General features: G+C 68.5%; 16 protein-coding genes and 1 pseudogene. 15 read left to right on the top strand and 2 right to left on the bottom strand.

The genetic code is table 11. The features are described 5' to 3' along the window. Positions 1-4: 4 nt before the first annotated feature. The 4 genes from phoU to AB8619_RS15410 all read left to right on the top strand — a co-directional run bounded on the left by phoU (position 5) and on the right by AB8619_RS15410 (position 4165). Complete coding sequence (gene phoU, locus AB8619_RS15425) at positions 5-736, top strand: phosphate signaling complex protein PhoU (RefSeq protein ID WP_436793522.1); 732 nt, start codon at positions 5-7, stop codon at positions 734-736. After that, positions 733-1989 carry a sensor histidine kinase gene (locus AB8619_RS15420; RefSeq protein WP_436793521.1) on the top strand — a complete coding sequence of 419 codons (1257 nt, stop codon included), beginning with the start codon at positions 733-735 and terminating at the stop codon, positions 1987-1989. Before phoU ends, AB8619_RS15420 begins: the two co-directional genes overlap by 4 nt. A 20-nt stretch (positions 1990-2009) precedes the next feature. Further along, on the top strand, positions 2010-2729 hold the full coding sequence (locus AB8619_RS15415; protein ID WP_436793520.1) for a response regulator: 720 nt from the start codon (positions 2010-2012) through the stop codon (positions 2727-2729). A 74-nt stretch (positions 2730-2803) separates the two neighbouring features. Further along, on the top strand, positions 2804-4165 hold the full coding sequence (locus AB8619_RS15410) for an MFS transporter (protein WP_436793519.1): 1362 nt from the start codon (positions 2804-2806) through the stop codon (positions 4163-4165). Here AB8619_RS15410 and AB8619_RS15405 read toward each other — a convergent pair whose 3' ends face one another. Next, positions 4166-5374, bottom strand: a complete 1209-nt coding sequence (locus tag AB8619_RS15405; RefSeq protein WP_436793518.1) for a zinc-dependent metalloprotease — start codon at positions 5372-5374, stop codon at positions 4166-4168. It abuts the gene before it with no gap. Positions 5375-5393: 19 nt separating this feature from the next. On the opposite strand from AB8619_RS15405, the gene AB8619_RS15400 reads away from it, so the two are divergent. Further along, a complete protein-coding gene (locus AB8619_RS15400) occupies positions 5394-6437 on the top strand; it encodes an NAD-dependent epimerase/dehydratase family protein (RefSeq protein ID WP_436793517.1) in 1044 nt (347 codons plus the stop codon). On the opposite strand, the gene AB8619_RS15395 is transcribed toward AB8619_RS15400, so the two are convergent. Next, on the bottom strand, positions 6434-7657 hold the full coding sequence (locus AB8619_RS15395) for a S1C family serine protease (RefSeq protein WP_436793516.1): 1224 nt from the start codon (positions 7655-7657) through the stop codon (positions 6434-6436). The two genes, AB8619_RS15400 and AB8619_RS15395, sit on opposite strands and share 4 nt — an antisense overlap. Before the next feature lie 122 nt (positions 7658-7779). On the opposite strand from AB8619_RS15395, the gene AB8619_RS15390 reads away from it, so the two are divergent. From AB8619_RS15390 to AB8619_RS15345, 10 genes and pseudogenes are all read left to right on the top strand, one after another. After that, a complete protein-coding gene (locus AB8619_RS15390) occupies positions 7780-8277 on the top strand; it encodes a molybdenum cofactor biosynthesis protein MoaE (protein ID WP_436793515.1) in 498 nt (165 codons plus the stop codon). Continuing rightward, positions 8277-8474 carry a hypothetical protein gene (locus tag AB8619_RS15385; RefSeq protein ID WP_436793514.1) on the top strand — a complete coding sequence of 66 codons (198 nt, stop codon included), beginning with the start codon at positions 8277-8279 and terminating at the stop codon, positions 8472-8474. The genes AB8619_RS15390 and AB8619_RS15385 overlap by 1 nt, the downstream gene beginning before the upstream one ends. Next, positions 8471-8602, top strand: coding sequence for a hypothetical protein (locus tag AB8619_RS15380; protein ID WP_436793513.1), 132 nt, complete (start codon positions 8471-8473; stop codon positions 8600-8602). The genes AB8619_RS15385 and AB8619_RS15380 overlap by 4 nt, the downstream gene beginning before the upstream one ends. Before the next feature lie 2 nt (positions 8603-8604). Further along, a pseudogene (locus AB8619_RS15375) lies at positions 8605-9610 on the top strand (rod shape-determining protein). 210 nt (positions 9611-9820) lie between these two features. Next, positions 9821-10603 carry an ABC transporter ATP-binding protein gene (locus AB8619_RS15370; RefSeq protein WP_436793512.1) on the top strand — a complete coding sequence of 261 codons (783 nt, stop codon included), beginning with the start codon at positions 9821-9823 and terminating at the stop codon, positions 10601-10603. After that, positions 10603-11400: an ABC transporter ATP-binding protein gene (locus tag AB8619_RS15365; protein ID WP_436793511.1), complete on the top strand. Its 798-nt coding sequence runs from the start codon at positions 10603-10605 to the stop codon at positions 11398-11400. The genes AB8619_RS15370 and AB8619_RS15365 overlap by 1 nt, the downstream gene beginning before the upstream one ends. Then, positions 11397-13235, top strand: coding sequence for an AMP-dependent synthetase/ligase (locus AB8619_RS15360; RefSeq protein WP_436793510.1), 1839 nt, complete (start codon positions 11397-11399; stop codon positions 13233-13235). The genes AB8619_RS15365 and AB8619_RS15360 overlap by 4 nt, the downstream gene beginning before the upstream one ends. Continuing rightward, the gene (locus AB8619_RS15355; RefSeq protein WP_436793509.1) at positions 13235-14134 is read left to right on the top strand and encodes a branched-chain amino acid ABC transporter permease; all 900 of its coding nucleotides are present in this window, start codon (positions 13235-13237) and stop codon (positions 14132-14134) included. The genes AB8619_RS15360 and AB8619_RS15355 overlap by 1 nt, the downstream gene beginning before the upstream one ends. Next, on the top strand, positions 14131-15300 hold the full coding sequence (locus AB8619_RS15350) for a branched-chain amino acid ABC transporter permease (RefSeq protein ID WP_436793508.1): 1170 nt from the start codon (positions 14131-14133) through the stop codon (positions 15298-15300). The genes AB8619_RS15355 and AB8619_RS15350 overlap by 4 nt, the downstream gene beginning before the upstream one ends. Positions 15301-15362: 62 nt before the next feature. Then, positions 15363-16643 carry an ABC transporter substrate-binding protein gene (locus AB8619_RS15345; protein ID WP_436793507.1) on the top strand — a complete coding sequence of 427 codons (1281 nt, stop codon included), beginning with the start codon at positions 15363-15365 and terminating at the stop codon, positions 16641-16643. Positions 16644-16692: the final 49 nt, after the last annotated feature.

Here is a 16692-nt window from a genome sequence, read left to right as displayed (position 1 = left end):
GAACATGAATGAACTGCGACCCGGTTTCCACGGCGAGCTCGATGCCGTGATGCGTGACATCACGCGCCTCGCTGCCCACGTCACCGAGGCGATCCCGCGCGGCACCCAGGCGCTGCTCGACGGCGACCTGCAAGCCGCACAGGCGATGATCGACCACGACGACGTGATCGACGATCTCTCCATCGAGATCGAGGAGCGTTGCTACGGCCTCCTGGTCCTCCAGGCGCCCGTGGCCAGCGACCTCCGCGCCATCATCGCGGCCATCCGCCTCGTCGCCGAGATCGAACGATCCGCCGACCTCATGGTCAACGTGTGCAAGGGTGCGCGTCGGATCTACCCGACCGAGATGCCCCCGTCAGTCCGTGGCCTCCTCCAGCAGATGAGCGAACAAGCGGCGAAGCTGTTCAAGATGTGCATGGACGCCTACAACGAGGGCGACGCTGCGCTGGCCGCGGCGCTGGACGACATCGACGACCGACTCGACGACCTCCACGCCGACTACATCCAAGCGGTCCTCGAGTGGGGCAGAGACGCCGGCGACATCCAGCCCGCAGTCCAACTGGCCCTGATCGGCCGGTACTACGAGCGCATCGGCGATCACGCCGTCAACATCGGCGAGCGGGTGCGCTACATGGTCGACGGGTGGCTCCCCGAGCACGCCGGGGCGGCGCGTGTCCACGCCACCAAGCCGGTCTGGTCCGACGACACGGGCGACCCCGCGGGTGGCGCGTCGTGAGTCGGCAGAACGCCATCGCCCTGGCCGCGGCCATCCCGACGGCAGTCTGGATCGTCACCCTGTTGCTGTGGTGGCGGAGTCGCCGGCGCATCGGCGTCCAGGCGCACGCGGCCGCGGCACGTCTGGCCACGACGCCGATCTCCGAGGCACAGGGTCTCGAGGCGACCATCGGCCAACTGGAACGTGCCGTGGACGAGGCCGTGACCAAGGAGAGCGAGGCCTCGGACTCCGAGACCCGCCTGGCGCACGCGATCTCGGCGATCAACGACGGCGTCGTCCTCTTCGACGATGCCGGCACGATCGTCTTCCGCAACCAACCGGCCGCGCACTTCCTCGACGCCCGCCACGGCGAGGCCATCGTCGAGTCGGCCATCGAGGAACTGGCGACCATCGCCCTCGACGGGCAGCGCAACACCCAGACCCTCGAATTGTTCGGGCCGCCGCGTCGCACGCTCGTGATCACCGCCGAGCCGCTCGACGACGGCCACCGCAGCATCGGTGCGCTCGTCGTCATCGACGACGTCACCGAGCGCCAGCGGATCGACGCAGTCCGTCGTGACTTCGTCGCCAACATCAGCCACGAACTCAAGACCCCGGTCGGCGGCATCGGCGTGCTCGCCGAGACGCTGCTCGGCGAAGACGACCTCGACATCATCGGTCGGCTCGCCAACCGCATGCACCACGAGGCGATGCGTGCGAGCCGGACCATCGACGACCTGCTCGAGTTGAGCAGGATCGAGGCCGGCGAGGCGTCGCTGCGCGATCCGGTCGCCGTCCACCTCGTGCTCGCCGAGGCCGTCGAGCGGGCATCGACCGCAGCCGAGCAGGCGGGGATCACGCTCGACCTCGTCGAGCCGTCGCATCGGCTCGAGGTGCTCGGCGACCGGCGGCAGTTGGTCTCGGCGCTGTTCAACCTGCTCGACAACGCCATCAAGTACAGCGCCGCCGGGTCGTCCGTCGTGGTCAGCGCGGCGACCGACGGGCCCTCGGTCCGCATGTCGGTCGCCGACCGTGGCATCGGCATCCCGCGTCGCGACCTCGAACGCATCTTCGAGCGCTTCTACCGGGTCGACCGGGCCCGAAGCCGTGACACCGGCGGAACAGGCCTCGGTCTGGCCATCGTCCGACACGTCGCGTTCAACCACGGAGGTGAGGTCACGGTCGACTCCCGCGAGGGCGAGGGCACGACCTTCACCCTCGTCATGCCCGCCGGCGCCGGACCCGTCGCCGTCACCACGTCGCAAGCCGGCTGAAGGGCCGGAGAGGAGCTGACATGCCCGAGGCAACGGTGCTGGTCGTCGAGGACGAGGAGTCGTTCGTCGAAGCGCTCAACATCGGACTCGTCCGTGAAGGCTTCCGTGTCCAGGTGGCACGGGACGGAGTCGAGGCGCTCGACATGTTCGACGCGGTCCGACCCGACCTGGTGCTCCTCGACGTCATGTTGCCCAAGATCTCGGGCATCGATGTCTGCCGCGAGCTGCGGAAGAAGTCGGCGGTGCCGATCATCATGGTCACGGCGAAGGGGTCGGAGATCGACACCGTGGTCGGGCTCGAGGTCGGTGCCGACGACTACGTGACCAAGCCGTACCGGGTGCGCGAGCTCGTGGCGAGGATGCGAGCGGTCATGCGTCGCTCCGACCACCGGGAGGACGACCTGACCCAGGACGCGATGGTCGTCGGCGACGTGACCCTCGACCCCGAGAAGCACGAGGTCCGGATCCGCGGCGACGTCACGGCGCTCCCGCTGAAGGAGTTCGAACTCCTGCACGTGCTGCTCGCCAACGCCGGCCGGGTGATGACCCGTGACCAGCTCATCGACCGGGTGTGGGGCTCCGACTACGTGGGCGACACCAAGACCCTCGACGTACACGTCAAGCGTCTGCGCGCCAAGGTCGAGACCGATCCGTCGATCCCTGAGCGGATCATCACGATCCGTGGTCTCGGGTACAAGTTCGAGTCGTTCACGCCGGCGCCGTCCGCACCGGCGCGGTGACCCGCAGATTTTCTCGCTGACACCTGCCCTCGTGCCAACGGGGTCGGCCGATCCGGGTCCTACGATGCGGGGTGATGACGGACTCCGGCGGTTGGCGCTCGATCTCGAGCCCCCGTGCCGGCGCTGAGGCGTTCACGGTCTCGGCGTTCGCACGTCTGGCCAGGGCACATGCCGTCGCCGTGGCGGGCGACACCCTGGTCACGATCGCGCTCGCCGGGACGCTGTTCTTCTCGATCGATCCCGGGCAGGCACGCGGAAAGGTCTTCCTCTACCTGGCGTTGACGATGGCGCCGTTCGCCGTGGTGGCGCCGTTGGTCGGCCCCGCGCTCGATCGCTCCGCCGGCGGTCGTCGGTGGATGGTGGTCGGTTCGTCGGCCCTGCGAGCGGGCGTCTGCCTGTTGATGATCCGCGACGTCGACTCGCTGTTCCTGTTCCCCGAGGCGTTCGCGTTGCTGGTGCTGGCCAAGAGCTATCACGTCGCGAAGTCCGCGCTGGTGCCCTCGACCGTGCGGTCGGACGAAGAGCTCGTCGAGGCCAACTCGAAGCTGTCGCTGATCTCGGGTCTGGTGGGGTTCGTCGCTGCCGTCCCCGGCGGCATTCTCGTCACCGTCGGCGGCTCGGAGTGGGTGCTCGGCCTGGCGACGATCGTGTTCGGGGTGGGAACCGTCGTGGCCTGGCAGGTGCCGAAGACCCAGGTCGCCGACGAACCCGAGACCGAGGAAGCCCGCGAGGAGTTGCGCAGCGCCGGCGTGCTGCTGGCGGCATCGGCCATGGCGCTGTTCCGCGGCGTCGTCGGCTGCCTGACCTTCCTGCTCGCGTTCGCGCTCCGGACGAACGACTCGCCCACCTGGCACTTCGGTCTCGTGCTCGCGCTGTCGGCGGTCGGCGCAGTCGCCGGCGCGGGGATCGCCCCGATGCTGCGTCAGCGAGCCGATGAAGAACGCATCATCACCGTGCTGCTCGGTGTCGTCGCCGCAGGCGGCCTCGTGGCCGCGTGGCTCGGCGGTCTGGCGGGGCCGGCGCTGCTCGCTGCGGTCGTCGGGGTGTCCGCCGCTGCCGCCAAGCAGGCGTTCGACGCGATCGTGCAGCGCGACGCCCCGGACGCGAACCGGGGTCGGTCCTTCGCCCGCTTCGAGACGCGGTTCCAGTTGGTGTGGGTCGCCGGCGCCGTCATCGGCATCATCCCCATGCCGCTGTGGATCGGGTTCCTCGGCATCGCCGGCGTGATGGTCTTCGGTGCTGTGTCGTTCGTGGCCGGGTCACGAGGCACGCGTCGCGCCACCGACCGTCGGGCCCGTCGCTCCGAGACCACACCGCACGAACTGGGTTTCCAGGATGCGCCGGTCCTGCCGCCGTCGATCGCTGCGCCTGACCGCGATCACACCGAGGTCTACGACGTCGGCGTCGACCCCACGGTCGTGGAACGCGACGACTGATCAGGCGTCGGGGAGCTCGATGCGGGCGAGCCAGAGGCCGGGTGCCTCAATCTCGGCGGGCGTCGGGAGGAAACGTTCGTCGCTCCACAAGGGTTCGAGAGCGTCGAACCCGCTGCGCTCGACGACCCCGTCGACGAATGCCGCACCGGCGTCGTAGGTGGCCTGTCCGATCTCGAGGCCGAAGAGCCGGGCGACGAAGCGATCGGACTCGACCGACTCGACGCGCCGACGACGCAGCGCCTCGGTGATCATGCCGTAGTTCCCGAGCAGCCGATCGCCCAGTTGGTCCATGACGTGGTCGACGTATCCGACGACGAGCGCGATGAGTGATTCGAGGCGGGGGAGGAGCTCGCGTTGCGCGTCGGTCTGCATCGCGCCGAGGACCACCTCGGGATCGCCCAGCACCCGCTGCAGTTCGCCCATGGCGTCGGCATCCGTGATGTCGACGGAGCCGAGTCGCTCGATCAGTTGGTTCGAGTCGGGTCGGAACCCCGAGGCGTAGTCGGCGATGAGCGCTTCGAGTCGTGCTCGGACGTGGGGGACACCGAGCACCGCGTGGTGGGTGATCTCGTGGATGCACAGCCACAGGCGGAGGTCTCGGGCCTCGATCGACCAGTCGGCGCCGAACTCGTCGACGTTGGGGAGGACGAGGAGCAGTTCGTCGGACGGCTGACGCGGAACCGGGAGGTCGTACTGACCGAAGCTCCGTTGCGCCAGGTGACCGAGCATCCCGCCGGCGGTGACGCTGAGCATCATCGGTGCCATCGAGCCCATGAGCTGGCCGAGCATCGCCGACAGCGGATCGCCGGGGGCGTCGGGATCGATGGCGGGGGCGGCCGCCCCGGGGTCGAGGGCATCGGCGAGCGACTCGAACAACGGGCGGAATGCGTCGACGCTCCGCTGGACCCATTGGGTGCGGGTGACGGGAACCACGGTCACGCCGCGGCCGGTCAGGTTGGTCGACAGTCCGGTGAGCTGCGCCACGTGGAGGTCGGCCACGCGAGCCAGCTCCTCGATGTCCATGCGTTCGATCGGGTCGATGTTCGCTTCGGCCTCGCCGTTGGCAGCCAGCTGCATCGCGACCTGTCGCGTCGTGTCCCACTGGATGCCACGTTGGCCGCTGGCCCCGCCCAGGATCTTGCCCAGATCGCCGAAGAAGGGGAGACCCTCGAAGGGATTGTCACCATCAGCTGGACCGGGACCGCTCACGGGTTGCATCGTAGGGGGCATGTCCCGTGTTGCGGTCACCGGTGCCGCCGGTCCGGTGGGTCGCCGCCTGGTCCTCAGACTGCTCGACGATCCAGCTGTCGAAGCGGTCGTCGCCATCGACCAGATGGGCTTGGACGTCGCCGACGATCGGGTCGTCCCGCACCAGCTACAACTCAAGGGCGCCGACCTCGATCCGGTGTTCGCCGGCGTCGACGTGGTGTGTCACCTCGCCGGCTCCGACCCGCTCGAGGACCGGGCACCCGACCACGATCTGCACACCACCACCCGGGTGCTCGACGCCGCTCGTCGCGCCGGGGTCGGTCAGGTCATCGTCCGCACGTCGGCGACGGTCTACGGAGCATGGGCCGACAATCCCGTTCCCCTCCCCGAGACCACCACCCCGCGTCCGAACGCCGAGTCGACCTGGGTCCGGCATCGCCTCGAGATCGAGGAGCAGGTGCGGGCGTTCGCCGAGTCGTCGCCCGGGGTCGTCGTCGCCATCGCCCGTCCGTGCGTGACGGTCTCCGAGGCAGGCCCCGACGAGCTCGGTCGAGTCCTCGCCGCCGCACGCCTGGTGGGAGAGGCCGACGACGCACCCCCGGCGCAGTTCGTGCATGCCGATGATGTCGCCGCGGCGATCGACGTCCTCCGGCGCGCTCGCGTCGACGGGGTGTTCAACGTCGCTCCCGACGGAGCGCTCGATGCGCAGCTGATCCGGGCGCTCGTCGGCGGCGTGCCGCGACTCAAGGTGCCAGAGGCACTCGCTCGTCGCCTCACGACCTTCGGCTGGCGCTACCAGCTCGCGCCGACGCCGCCAGGCTTCGTCCCGTTCGTTCGACAACCGTGGGTCGTCGGCAACGACCGTCTGCGTGGGCTCGGGTGGGAGCCGACGCACACGAACGAAGAAGCCTTCGTGGCCGGCCATGCGGCGGCGCCCTGGGCGCAGGTGTCACCACAGCGTCGGCAGGAGCTCGCGCTCGGCGTCGCCGGTGTGACCATCGCCGGCGCGGTCGCTGGGGCCGTGGCCCTGGTGCGCCGCCGACTCCGGTCGTCGTCGGACTAGTCGTCCCGCTCGGCCAGCGCGGCCGTGATCTCGACTGCTTCGTCGCCGCGGTGGACACGGAGGACGATCTCGTCGCCCGGGGCCCGGCCCCGGAGGTGGGCGATCAACTGGCTCATCGTCAGGATCCGGGCATCGTCGATGCCGACCACGACGTCGCCCTCGGCGAGTCCGGCGGCTGCAGCCGGGCTCCCGTCGAGGACGGCCTCGACCTTCGCTCCGCCCGAGAGACCCATGTCGGATGCGGTGGCGGCGTCGAGGTCGGTGCCCTCGATGCCGAGCCAGACGTGGCGGACGTGGCCGTACTCGATGAGCTGGTCGGCCGCGTGGACGGCGACGTCGATCGGCGTGGCGACGCCATAGGCGCGGTCTTGGTCGTCGGCGGCGGGGACACCGCTGGCGATCCCGATCACCGCGCCGCCGGCATCGAGCAGTGGTCCGCCGTGCGCGTCGGCAGCGGGAGGATCGTCGAGCAGGATCATGCCGTGGAGCACGGTCCCGCCGGCCGTGCGGAGTCGACGATCGAGTGCCGAGATGACGGTTCGGTCGACCGACGCGCTGGCGCTCCCGCCATCGGCATGGCCCATGACGATCGCGGCGTGACCGACCCGCACGCCGTCGGCCGTGCCCAGCGGCACGGTCTCGAGTCCGTCGGCATCGATGTGCAGGACGGCGAGGTCGGTCGCCTCGTCCACGCCGACGATCTCGGCTGGCGTCATCGGCCACCCCTCGAGTCGGACCACGACGGAGTCTGCGTCGGTGACCAACGCTGCGGTCGTGAGGAGATGGCCGTCGCTGCGGATGACGATCGCCGTCCCCGTCGCGGTGTCGCCACCTCGGGTGACGTAGACGCCGGCGACGGCGGGGGACGTGCGCTCGGTGATCGCCCGGATGGCCTCCGTGGCCTCACTGTTGGTCACTGGCTGGATCGCGACCTGACGTTCCACGATTCGAGTGCGGGTGTCGAAGCCGCCCAGCACGGCGACGAGACCGATCGACAAGGTGGCTCCGATCAGCGCCGCAGCAGTGACCAACGCTGCGGTGTGGCCCCCTGATCGGGGCGGTTCGGCCACCGTGGGACGCGCAGCGGTGGCCGCCACCTCGGAGGGATGGCGCCAGATCCGGTCTTCGGGTGGCAGCGGCGGACGGAACTCGATCGGATCGCCCGTCGGGTCGTGGTCGCCGTGCTCCTCGCCGGTATCGCCCGATGGCGGCAGTGGCACCTGATCGACCCTACTGAGCCCTTCCTTCCTGCGGAGGTCGCGACGGGTACCGTGGGGTCCGATCGATTCCGCTGCGATGGGCGACGCCGGAAACCGGCCCACTCGAGGAACTACAGGCTGCGATGACTTCCCCGGACATGCTGGCGCCCCCCGCCCATGGTGATGACTGGCTCGGCCTGTCGTCGACGTCATTGCCCGTGCACGATGCGTCGAGCTGGGCGGAACGCGCCGATTGCGGAGGCGTCGTGACGTTCACGGGCAACGCTCGTGACCACAGCACGGGGCGGCCGGGCGTCGACGCGCTCGAGTACGAGGCCTACGAGACCCAGGTCGTACCCCGGCTGGAACGGATCGCAGCCGAAGCGCGCACACGCTGGGACGACGTCGGCCGGATCGTGATGTTGCACCGCACCGGACCGCTCGCCGTGGGTGAAGCAGCGGTGGTGGTCGTCGTCAGTGCCCCGCACCGCGACGAGGCGTTCGCCGCTGCACGCTTCTGCATCGACACGCTGAAGGCGACCGTGCCCATCTGGAAGAAGGAACGATGGGACGGCGGGTCGAGCTGGGGGCTCGAGGCGCAGCACCTGCTCGAACCCGAGCACGTCGGGGACGCGTCCTGATGGTCGTGACCATCATGGTGATCGTCGGGATCATCGGCATCGGCGTCGGGATCCTCGCCTACCGATCACGGACCGAGAAGGGGATCGAGTCGGGCATCAGTTCGTTCCGGCGTGAACTGCACGCGCTCGCCCGCGCCCGGACCTCGAGCATCGTTCCTCGGGCCCTGAGCGAGGGCCGGATCAGGCCCGTGGCATGACGATCATGCCCTCGGAGACCGGTGAGCCCGAAGACCCGGAGACCGGAGACCCGGAGACCGCGTCCGATGTCGATCCCGCGCCCGAAACCGAGCCGTCGGCCGAGTCCGACGAACGACCGGACGCCTGAGCATGGCGCGCGACCTGGCCATCGACCTCGGAACGGCGAACACCCTCGTCTACGCCAAGGGCCACGGCATCGTCATGAACGAGCCGACCGTCATCGCGCTCAACAAGCGCAACGGCGACGTGCTGGCGATGGGCGCCGAGGCATGGCAGATGATCGGCCGGACGCCCAGCTACATCGTCGCGGTCCGTCCGCTCCGCCAGGGTGCGATCACCGACTTCGACATCACGCAGCGGATGATCCGACTGATCCTCCAGCGGGCCGGCGTCAACCGGTTCAACCGACCGCGCGTGGTCATCTGCGTACCGTCCGCCATCACCGAGGTCGAGCGGCGAGCGGTCACCGAGGCCGCGGCGGCGAGCGGGCGCGGCAGACGCCCAGCTGCTCGAACAGCCCATGGCCGCGGCCATCGGGGCCGAGCTGCCGATCCACGAGCCCGTCGCCAACATGGTCATCGACGTCGGCGGTGGTACGAGCGAGACAGCGCTGATCAGTCTGGGCGGCATCGTCGCGTTGCAGGCGGTGCGGGTCGGCAGCTTCGACATCGACGCGGCGATCCAGCACTACATCCGCCGCGAGTACGGCATCGCCATCGGTGAGCGCACCGCGGAGGAGATCAAGATCGCCATCGGGTCGGCGTGGCCGGTCGACGACGACGTGCGGGCCGAGGTGCGCGGACGCGACCTCATGAGCGGTCTGCCCAAGACGGTCATCCTCACCACCCCCGAGGTGCGCGAGGCGATCGCCGAACCGGTGACCGCGATCATCGAGTCGGTGATCTCGTGTCTCGGCAATGCGCCGCCCGAGCTCGCGCACGACCTGATCGGCCAGGGCATGTACCTCGTCGGTGGCGGCGGAATGCTCAAGGGGCTCGACGTACGGATCTCGGTCGAGACCGACATCCCGGTGACGCTCGTCGAACAGCCGCTCGAGGCGGTCGTGTTCGGTGCCGGTCGCTGCATCGAGCGCTACGACGACCTCAAGGTCATGTTCATGGGCGGGCGTCACTGACGCGAGACCCGGGGGATCCTCCGGTCATCGACGACGAAACCGCCCGTAGCGGACCGTCTATGTGACGCACGTCTCATCGGTGCGGGCTACTGTCCCCAGCGTCTTGACAAACCGTCACTAGGGCACGTCCCGATCAACGGGGACCGGACGTGCGACGCCAGGGGGAGTTGCGCCATCACCAGTGCTGAAGCATCGACGGCTGCGCCGTCGGTGCTCACCGTCACCAACCTCGAGGTCTTCTACCACGACGTGATCCTCGGACTCCGCGGGCTGTCGCTCGACGTGCCCGAGGGCCAGATCGTCGCGCTGCTCGGGAGCAACGGTGCAGGCAAGACCACGCTGCTGCGTTCGGTCACCGGTCTGCTCGAGCACCACGAAGCCGAGATCACCAAGGGAACGGTGTCGTTCCGCGGGACCGACATCACCCATGCCTCTGCATCCGAGATCGTGCGGTCCGGTGTCGCCCAGGTCATGGAGGGCCGCAGGATCTTCGCGGAGTTGACCATCGACGAGAACCTGCGTGCCGGAGCGTTCACGGTGCGAGACCGGGGCACGATCGCCGCCAACCATCAGCGGGTCATGGACCTGTTCCCGGTGCTCGCCGAGCGCCGCAAGTCGATCGCCGGCTACCTGTCCGGCGGCGAGCAACAGATGCTCGCCATCGGTCGGGCGCTCATGTCGTCGCCGCAGCTCCTGTTGCTCGACGAGCCGTCGCTCGGGCTCGCGCCGCTCATCGTCGAACAGATCAAGGGCATCATCGTGGCGCTCAACGAACAGGGCACGAGCGTGCTGCTGGTCGAGCAGAACGCTGTCATGGCGCTGTCGATCGCCCATCACGGCTACGTGATCGAGACCGGCAAGGTGGTCCGCGACGGCCCGGGCCGCGACCTGCTCGCCGACTCCGAGGTCCAGGAGGCCTACCTGGGCACCGGCGACAGTCGGGTCTCGTTCCGCGACGTGAAGACCTACCGCAAGAAGCGGCGGTGGGCGTGATGGCGACGGACACGACGACCCCGCTGCTCACGGTCACCGACATCGTGCTCCGGTTCGGTGGGGTCACGGCGCTGAACGACGTGAGCTTCGAGGTGTACCCGGGTGAGCTCTTCGCCATCATCGGCCCCAACGGCGCGGGCAAGACCTCGATGTTCAACTGTCTCAACGCGGTCTACGTCCCGCAGCAGGGCAAGATCGTGCTCGACGGCGAGGACGTCACCGGCAAGAAGCCGGCGCAGACGGCGCGGATGGGCATCGCCCGGACCTTCCAGAACCTGGGGTTGTTCGCCAACCTCGACGTGATCGACAACCTGATGCTCGGCCGTCACAACCTGATGAAGACGGGGTTCTTCGCCGGTGCCGTGTGGCTCGGCAAGGCCCGCCGCGACGAGATCCAGCATCGGCTGCGCGTCGAGGAGATCATCGAGCTGCTCGACCTCCAGGCGGTGCGCAAGCAGCCGGTCGGCCTCCTCCCGTACGGCGTCCAGAAGCGCATCGAGCTCGGACGTGCGCTCGCCATGGACCCGCGTCTGCTGCTGCTCGACGAACCGGTCGCCGGCATGAACCTGGAGGAGACCCAGGACATGGCCCGGTACATCATCGAGATCCAGGAGGAACTCGGGCTGGCCATGATCCTCGTCGAACACGACATGCCGTTGGTCATGGACCTGGCCGACCGGGTGATGGCCCTCGACTTCGGGACACCGATCGCCACTGGGACGCCGTCGGAGATCCAAGGTGACCCGAGGGTGATCGAGGCCTACCTCGGTCAGCCGATCGAAGGGGAGGCATCGTGACCTCGGTCGTCGAGCGCGGCGCGCACGTCGCCGCCGATCCTGACGCTGCTCGCAGCCTGCCCGGGATCCTCTTGGCCCGGGCCGCGCAGACGCCCGATCGGGTCGCGTTGCGTTCCAAGGAACTCGGACGCTGGCGCGAGGTCGACTACACGAGCCTCGCCGAGCGCTCCGGCGCGATCGGCATGGGCCTGACGGCGTTGGGTGTGTCGGCCGGCGACGCCGTGGCCATCCACGCCGAGAACCGGCCGGAGTGGGTCGAAGCCGACCTGGCCATCCAGGGGATCGGTGCGGTGGCGGTCGGCATCTATCCGACGAGCCCATCGGCCGAGTGCGAGTACCTCCTCGGTCACTCCGAGTCGGTCGTGCTCTTCGCCGAGGACGAGGAGCAGGTCGACAAGGCGCTCGCCGTGCGGGCATCGCTACCCCGGTTGCGCCACATCGTGATCATCGACACCCGCGGCGTGCGCGACATCGACGCCGACCCGATGCTCCTGCGCTACGAGGACCTGTTGGCGATGGGCCGCGAGCACGGCGGCGTCGACGCGTGGAGCGAGCGCGTGGCCGAGGTCGGTCCCGACGACATCTCGATCATCGTCTACACGTCGGGCACGACCGGGCCTCCCAAGGGCGCGCAGCTGTGTCAGCGCAACCTGCTGTCGGCGATCGCGACCTACCGACAGCTCTACGGCGTCAGCCGTCACGACGAGGTGCTGTCGTACCTGCCGCTGTGTCACATCGCCGAGCGGTTGGTGTCGGTCGTCAACGCCCTCGGGGCCGGCTACGTCGTCAACTTCGGCGAGGGTGGCGAGTCGTTCAACACCGACCTGCAGGAGGTGCAACCCACCTTCTTGTTGGGTGTCCCTCGTGTCTGGGAGAAGATGCTCGCCGGAGTCACGCTCCGGGTCGAGGACGCCTCGCGCCTCAAACGGGCCGTCTACCGCTTCTGGCTGGCCCAGGGTCGAAAGGTCGCACAGAACCGCTGGGAGGGCCGCTTCGGTGCGTTCGACCGTGTGCGCTACACGATCGGCTGGCTCGTCCTCTACCGCTCGCTGCGGGCCAAGCTCGGCCTCGGCCGCATCCGGGTCGCGCTCTCGGGAGCAGCGCCGATCGCGCCGCAGGTCCTCGAGTACTTCTGGTCGATCGGCGTGCCCGTCCGCGAGGGCTACGGACAGACCGAGAACACCGCGCAGGCCACCGGCATGCCGGCCGACGACGTGCGGCTCGGCACCGTCGGTCGTGCCATCCCCGGTGTCGAGATCAAGATCGCCGACGACGGCGAGATCCTCACCCGCAGCGACGGCGTCTTCGTGGGGTACCTGAAGAACCCCGAGGCCACGGCCGAGACCGTCGACACCGACGGGTGGCTCCACACCGGTGACGTGGGCACGCTCGACGACGACGGGTTCGTGACCATCACCGACCGCAAGAAGGACATCATCATCACCGCCGGCGGGAAGAACATCAGCCCGTCGGAGATCGAGAACCGGCTGAAGGTGTCGCCGTTCGTCCAGGAGGCCATCGTCATCGGAGACCGACGCAAGTACCTGACCGCGCTCGTCGCGATCGACCCCGAGATGGTCGGCAACTGGTGCACCCGCGAGGGGCTGTCGTTCACCACGTTCGACGACCTCACGCGCAAACCGCAGGTGGTCGAGCTCGTGCAGTCCGTGGTCGACGAGGTCAACACGGAGCTGGCCCAGGTCGAGACGATCAAGCGGTTCACGCTGCTCTCCAAGGAACTCGACCACGAGGACGGCGAGGTCACGGCGACCCAGAAGGTCAAACGTGCGGCCATCGCCCGCGACTACGCCGACGTGATCGAGGCGATGTACTGATGGCGAAGTTCCTCGACCTCACGGCCAACGGCGTCGCGACCGGGATGATCTACGCGCTGATCGCGCTCGGCTTCGTCATCATCTACAAGGCGACGCACGTCCTGAACTTCGCCCAGGGTGGGCTCGTGGCGCTCGGCGCCTACTTCACCTACAACGCCTCGGTCACCTGGGGTCTGCCCTTCCCGATCGCCTGCGTGCTCGGCGTGTTGATGACCGCCGCCGTCGGCGTCGTCGTCGAACGCCTCGTGCTGCGTCGCATGGTCGGCCAGCCCGTCTTCGCTGTGATCATGGTGACCATCGGCCTGCTGTTCATGATGAACGCGTTCATCGAGGCGGTCTGGGGCGCCGAGCGACTCAACCAGGAAGACCCGTGGGGTCTCAAGACCGTGCGGATCGGCGATGTCGCCCTCGAGCACCGCGAGCTGTGGGCGATGGGAACCGCGCTGGTGATCCTCGCGGCGTTCTTCGCCTTCTTCCGCTTCAGTCCGCTCGGCGTCGCGATGCGGGCGACGGCGGTCGACCAGGAAGCCGCGACCGCACAGGGCATCAGCCCGCGCATGATCTTCGCGCTCTCGTGGGGCATCGCCGGCGGGGTCGGTGCCGTCGCCGGCATCTTCCTCAGCACCGGGAGCCGCGCCGCTGAGCCGGCCATCGGGCTCATCGCCCTGGTGGCGTTCCCTGCGATCATCCTCGGTGGCCTCGACTCACCGATCGGTGCGGTCGTCGGCGGGATCATCATCGGAATCACCCAGAACCTGACGGGTGGCTACATCAACACCAACTTCGAGGAGTTCGTGGGTACGACCTTCGACCGGGTGATGCCCTACGTGGTCATGATCGTGATCCTCCTCGTCCGGCCCTATGGGCTGTTCGGGACGAAGGAGGTGCAACGGATATGAGCGTCTCCGCGCCCGAGTCGGGTCTCCGCACACGCCTCCGGCTGCGCAACCTGCGCATGCCGACCACCTACGCCGACGACCTGCGTCTCCTGCCGTCGCGCTGGCTCCGTGTCGGCGTCGCCCTCGGGGTGCTCTTCATCCTGTCGTTGCCGTTCTGGACGCCGGAGTTCTTCGTCAACGAGAGCGTCTGGAATCGCCTCTGGGTCACCGTCGGGATCTTCACGATCGGCGCCCTCGGCCTCAACCTCCTCACCGGATTCACCGGTCAGGTGTCGCTGGGGCACGCGTTCTTCATCGGCGCCGGCTCGTACGCGTCCGCGCAGTTCGGTGCCGAGTGGGGCATCCCGCTGGCGGGATGGCTGCTCCTGTGCGCCGCCGTGGGTGCGATCGTCGGCACGATCATCGGGCCCTTTGCCCTCCGGCTCCGTGGCGACTACCTGGTGATCATCACGTTCGGGCTCGTGATCATCGGCCAGCACCTGTTCAGCAACTGGGACTCGGTCACCGGTGGCGGCAGCGGCGTGAACTTCCAGGCGCCCACGACCCTCGTGCCCGGTCTCGACTTCGCCGACCTGAGCGTGTTCGGGCACGAGTTCTCACGCGATGAGGGCTTCATCTACCTGGTGTGGCTTGTCGCGCTGCTCAGCATCGTGTTGGTCAAGAACCTGGTCCGGACCCGTCCCGGCCGAGCGTTCCAGGCCGTCCGCGACCGCGACCTCGCCGCCGAGGTGATCGGCGTCTCGTTGTTCCGCTACAAGGTCGGAGCCTTCGCGATCTCGTCCGCGCTCGCGGCCGTCGCCGGTGGGCTCTTCGGCGCCCACGCGCAGTTCGTCGAACCGACGCAGTTCAGCATCTTCTTGTCGATCGAGTACGTGGCGATCATCATCATCGGCGGACTCGGCACCGTCTTCGGGACGGTGCTCGGCGCGGTGTTCTTCGAGTTCCTGCCCGAGGTGGTCGACAAGGGGCTCGAGTTCTACGTCCCGCCCTTCGTCAAGGACCCCAACGACCCGCTGGCGACGAAGGGTGTCATCACCGTCGACAACCTCGAACAGATGGTGCGCGGTCTCGTGATCGTGCTCTTCCTGATGTTCGAACCCCGAGGACTCGCCGCCATCTGGCGGCGCGTGAAGACCTACTTCCTGACCTGGCCGTTCAGCTACTGACGCGTTGCGCAGCTGACGTTGGTCGGAAGGAGGAACCCATCCAAATGACAGAGAGAGAGACCATGAAACCCACGAGCAAAGTGCTTCGTCTCCTCGCCGCACTGCTGGCCCTGGCGCTCGTCGCCGCGGCGTGCGGTGATGACGACGATGATGCGGGCGGCGGCGGTAGTGAAGAACCCAGCGGCGGTGGCGAGGAAGTCGGCGTCGACCGCGACGCAGGGACGATCAGCCTCGGCGTGATCACCCCGCTCACCGGCCCGGTCTCGATCATCGGGCTGCCGCTGTCCAAGGGCGCCCAGGTGTACTGGGACGCCGTCAACGCCGACGGCGGAATCGGCGGCGAGCTGCAGGTCGAGCTCGTCACCGAGGACAACGAGTACAACCCGCAGACCACCGTCGACGTCTACAACCGGATCAAGGGCGAAGTCGCCATGTTCGGACAGATCCTCGGCACGCCGCCGACCCAGGCGGTCCTGCCCCAGCTGAAGACGGACAACATCCTGGCCGCGCCGGCGTCCCTCGACGCCGAGTGGGTCGCGGAGGAGAACCTCATCCCGGTCGGCGCGCCGTACCAGATCCAGGCGGCCAACGGCCTCACCTGGTGGCACGACACGCAGTCCGAGGGTGATGACACCTACTGCGCCATCATCCAGGACGATCCCTACGGCGAGGCCGGCCTTGCCGGCTTCGAAGCCGCAGCGACCGAGCTGGACGTCGAGATCGCCGAGGTCGCCCGCTACGCAGGCGGTGCCGAGGACGTGACGGCCCAGGTCGGACAGCTCAGCGGTGCCGGTTGCACCGTCAACCTGATCGTCTCGACCCCGTCGGACACCGGCACCGTCTTCGGTGCTGCAGCCGGCGCCGAGTACACGCCGACCTGGCTGGGCCAGTCGCCCAGCTACATCGGCGCACTCGCCGGCAGCCCGCTGGCGCCGTACCTCGAGGCCACCTTCTACCTGCTCGCAGAAGGCACCGAGTGGGGTGACGCCGACACGCCCGGCATGGTCGAGATGATCGCCGATCAGAAGGAGTACGCGCCGGACCAGGAGCCCGACACGTTCTTCATCTTCGGCTACGCCCAGGCCAAGGCGGTGCACGCCATCCTCGAGAAGGCGTTCGCCGACGGCGACATGAGCCGCGACGGCCTCAAGGCTGCCCTGGACAGCGTCGGTGAGGTCTCCTTCGGGGGCCTCTTCGGTGACTACATGTACGGCGCACCCGCCGACCGTGTCGCTCCGAAGGAGACCACCATCTTCAAGTTCAACCCCGAGGGCCCCGCCGGCCTCGAGAAGCTGGAGACGGTGACGTCGCCGGCGGCCGAAGGATTCGACTTCGGTTCGTAGCAGCACGAGCAACACCGCCGGGACCCCGTTCACCTTCGTGTGGACGGGG

Origin of the sequence: Actinospongiicola halichondriae (assembly GCF_049103745.1) — a bacterium.
GTDB classification, from domain to species: domain Bacteria; phylum Actinomycetota; class Acidimicrobiia; order Acidimicrobiales; family Salinilacustritrichaceae; genus Salinilacustrithrix; species Salinilacustrithrix halichondriae.
Note: the sequence above shows the minus strand (reverse complement) of the source record. Positions and strands in the feature narration are given on the sequence as shown.

Bases quoted from the DNA above. Each gene is read 5' to 3' on its own strand.
- AB8619_RS15390 (WP_436793515.1), top strand. From the start codon at position 7,780: ATGACTTCCCCGGACATGCTGGCGCCCCCCGCCCATGGTGATGACTGG.
- AB8619_RS15380 (WP_436793513.1), top strand. From the start codon at position 8,471: ATGACGATCATGCCCTCGGAGACCGGTGAGCCCGAAGACCCGGAGACC.
- AB8619_RS15350 (WP_436793508.1), top strand. From the start codon at position 14,131: ATGAGCGTCTCCGCGCCCGAGTCGGGTCTCCGCACACGCCTCCGGCTG.
- phoU (WP_436793522.1), top strand. From the start codon at position 5: ATGAATGAACTGCGACCCGGTTTCCACGGCGAGCTCGATGCCGTGATG.
- AB8619_RS15400 (WP_436793517.1), top strand. From the start codon at position 5,394: ATGTCCCGTGTTGCGGTCACCGGTGCCGCCGGTCCGGTGGGTCGCCGC.
- AB8619_RS15385 (WP_436793514.1), top strand. From the start codon at position 8,277: ATGGTCGTGACCATCATGGTGATCGTCGGGATCATCGGCATCGGCGTC.
- AB8619_RS15355 (WP_436793509.1), top strand. From the start codon at position 13,235: ATGGCGAAGTTCCTCGACCTCACGGCCAACGGCGTCGCGACCGGGATG.
- AB8619_RS15415 (WP_436793520.1), top strand. From the start codon at position 2,010: ATGCCCGAGGCAACGGTGCTGGTCGTCGAGGACGAGGAGTCGTTCGTC.
- AB8619_RS15410 (WP_436793519.1), top strand. From the start codon at position 2,804: ATGACGGACTCCGGCGGTTGGCGCTCGATCTCGAGCCCCCGTGCCGGC.
- AB8619_RS15345 (WP_436793507.1), top strand. From the start codon at position 15,363: ATGAAACCCACGAGCAAAGTGCTTCGTCTCCTCGCCGCACTGCTGGCC.
- AB8619_RS15365 (WP_436793511.1), top strand. From the start codon at position 10,603: ATGGCGACGGACACGACGACCCCGCTGCTCACGGTCACCGACATCGTG.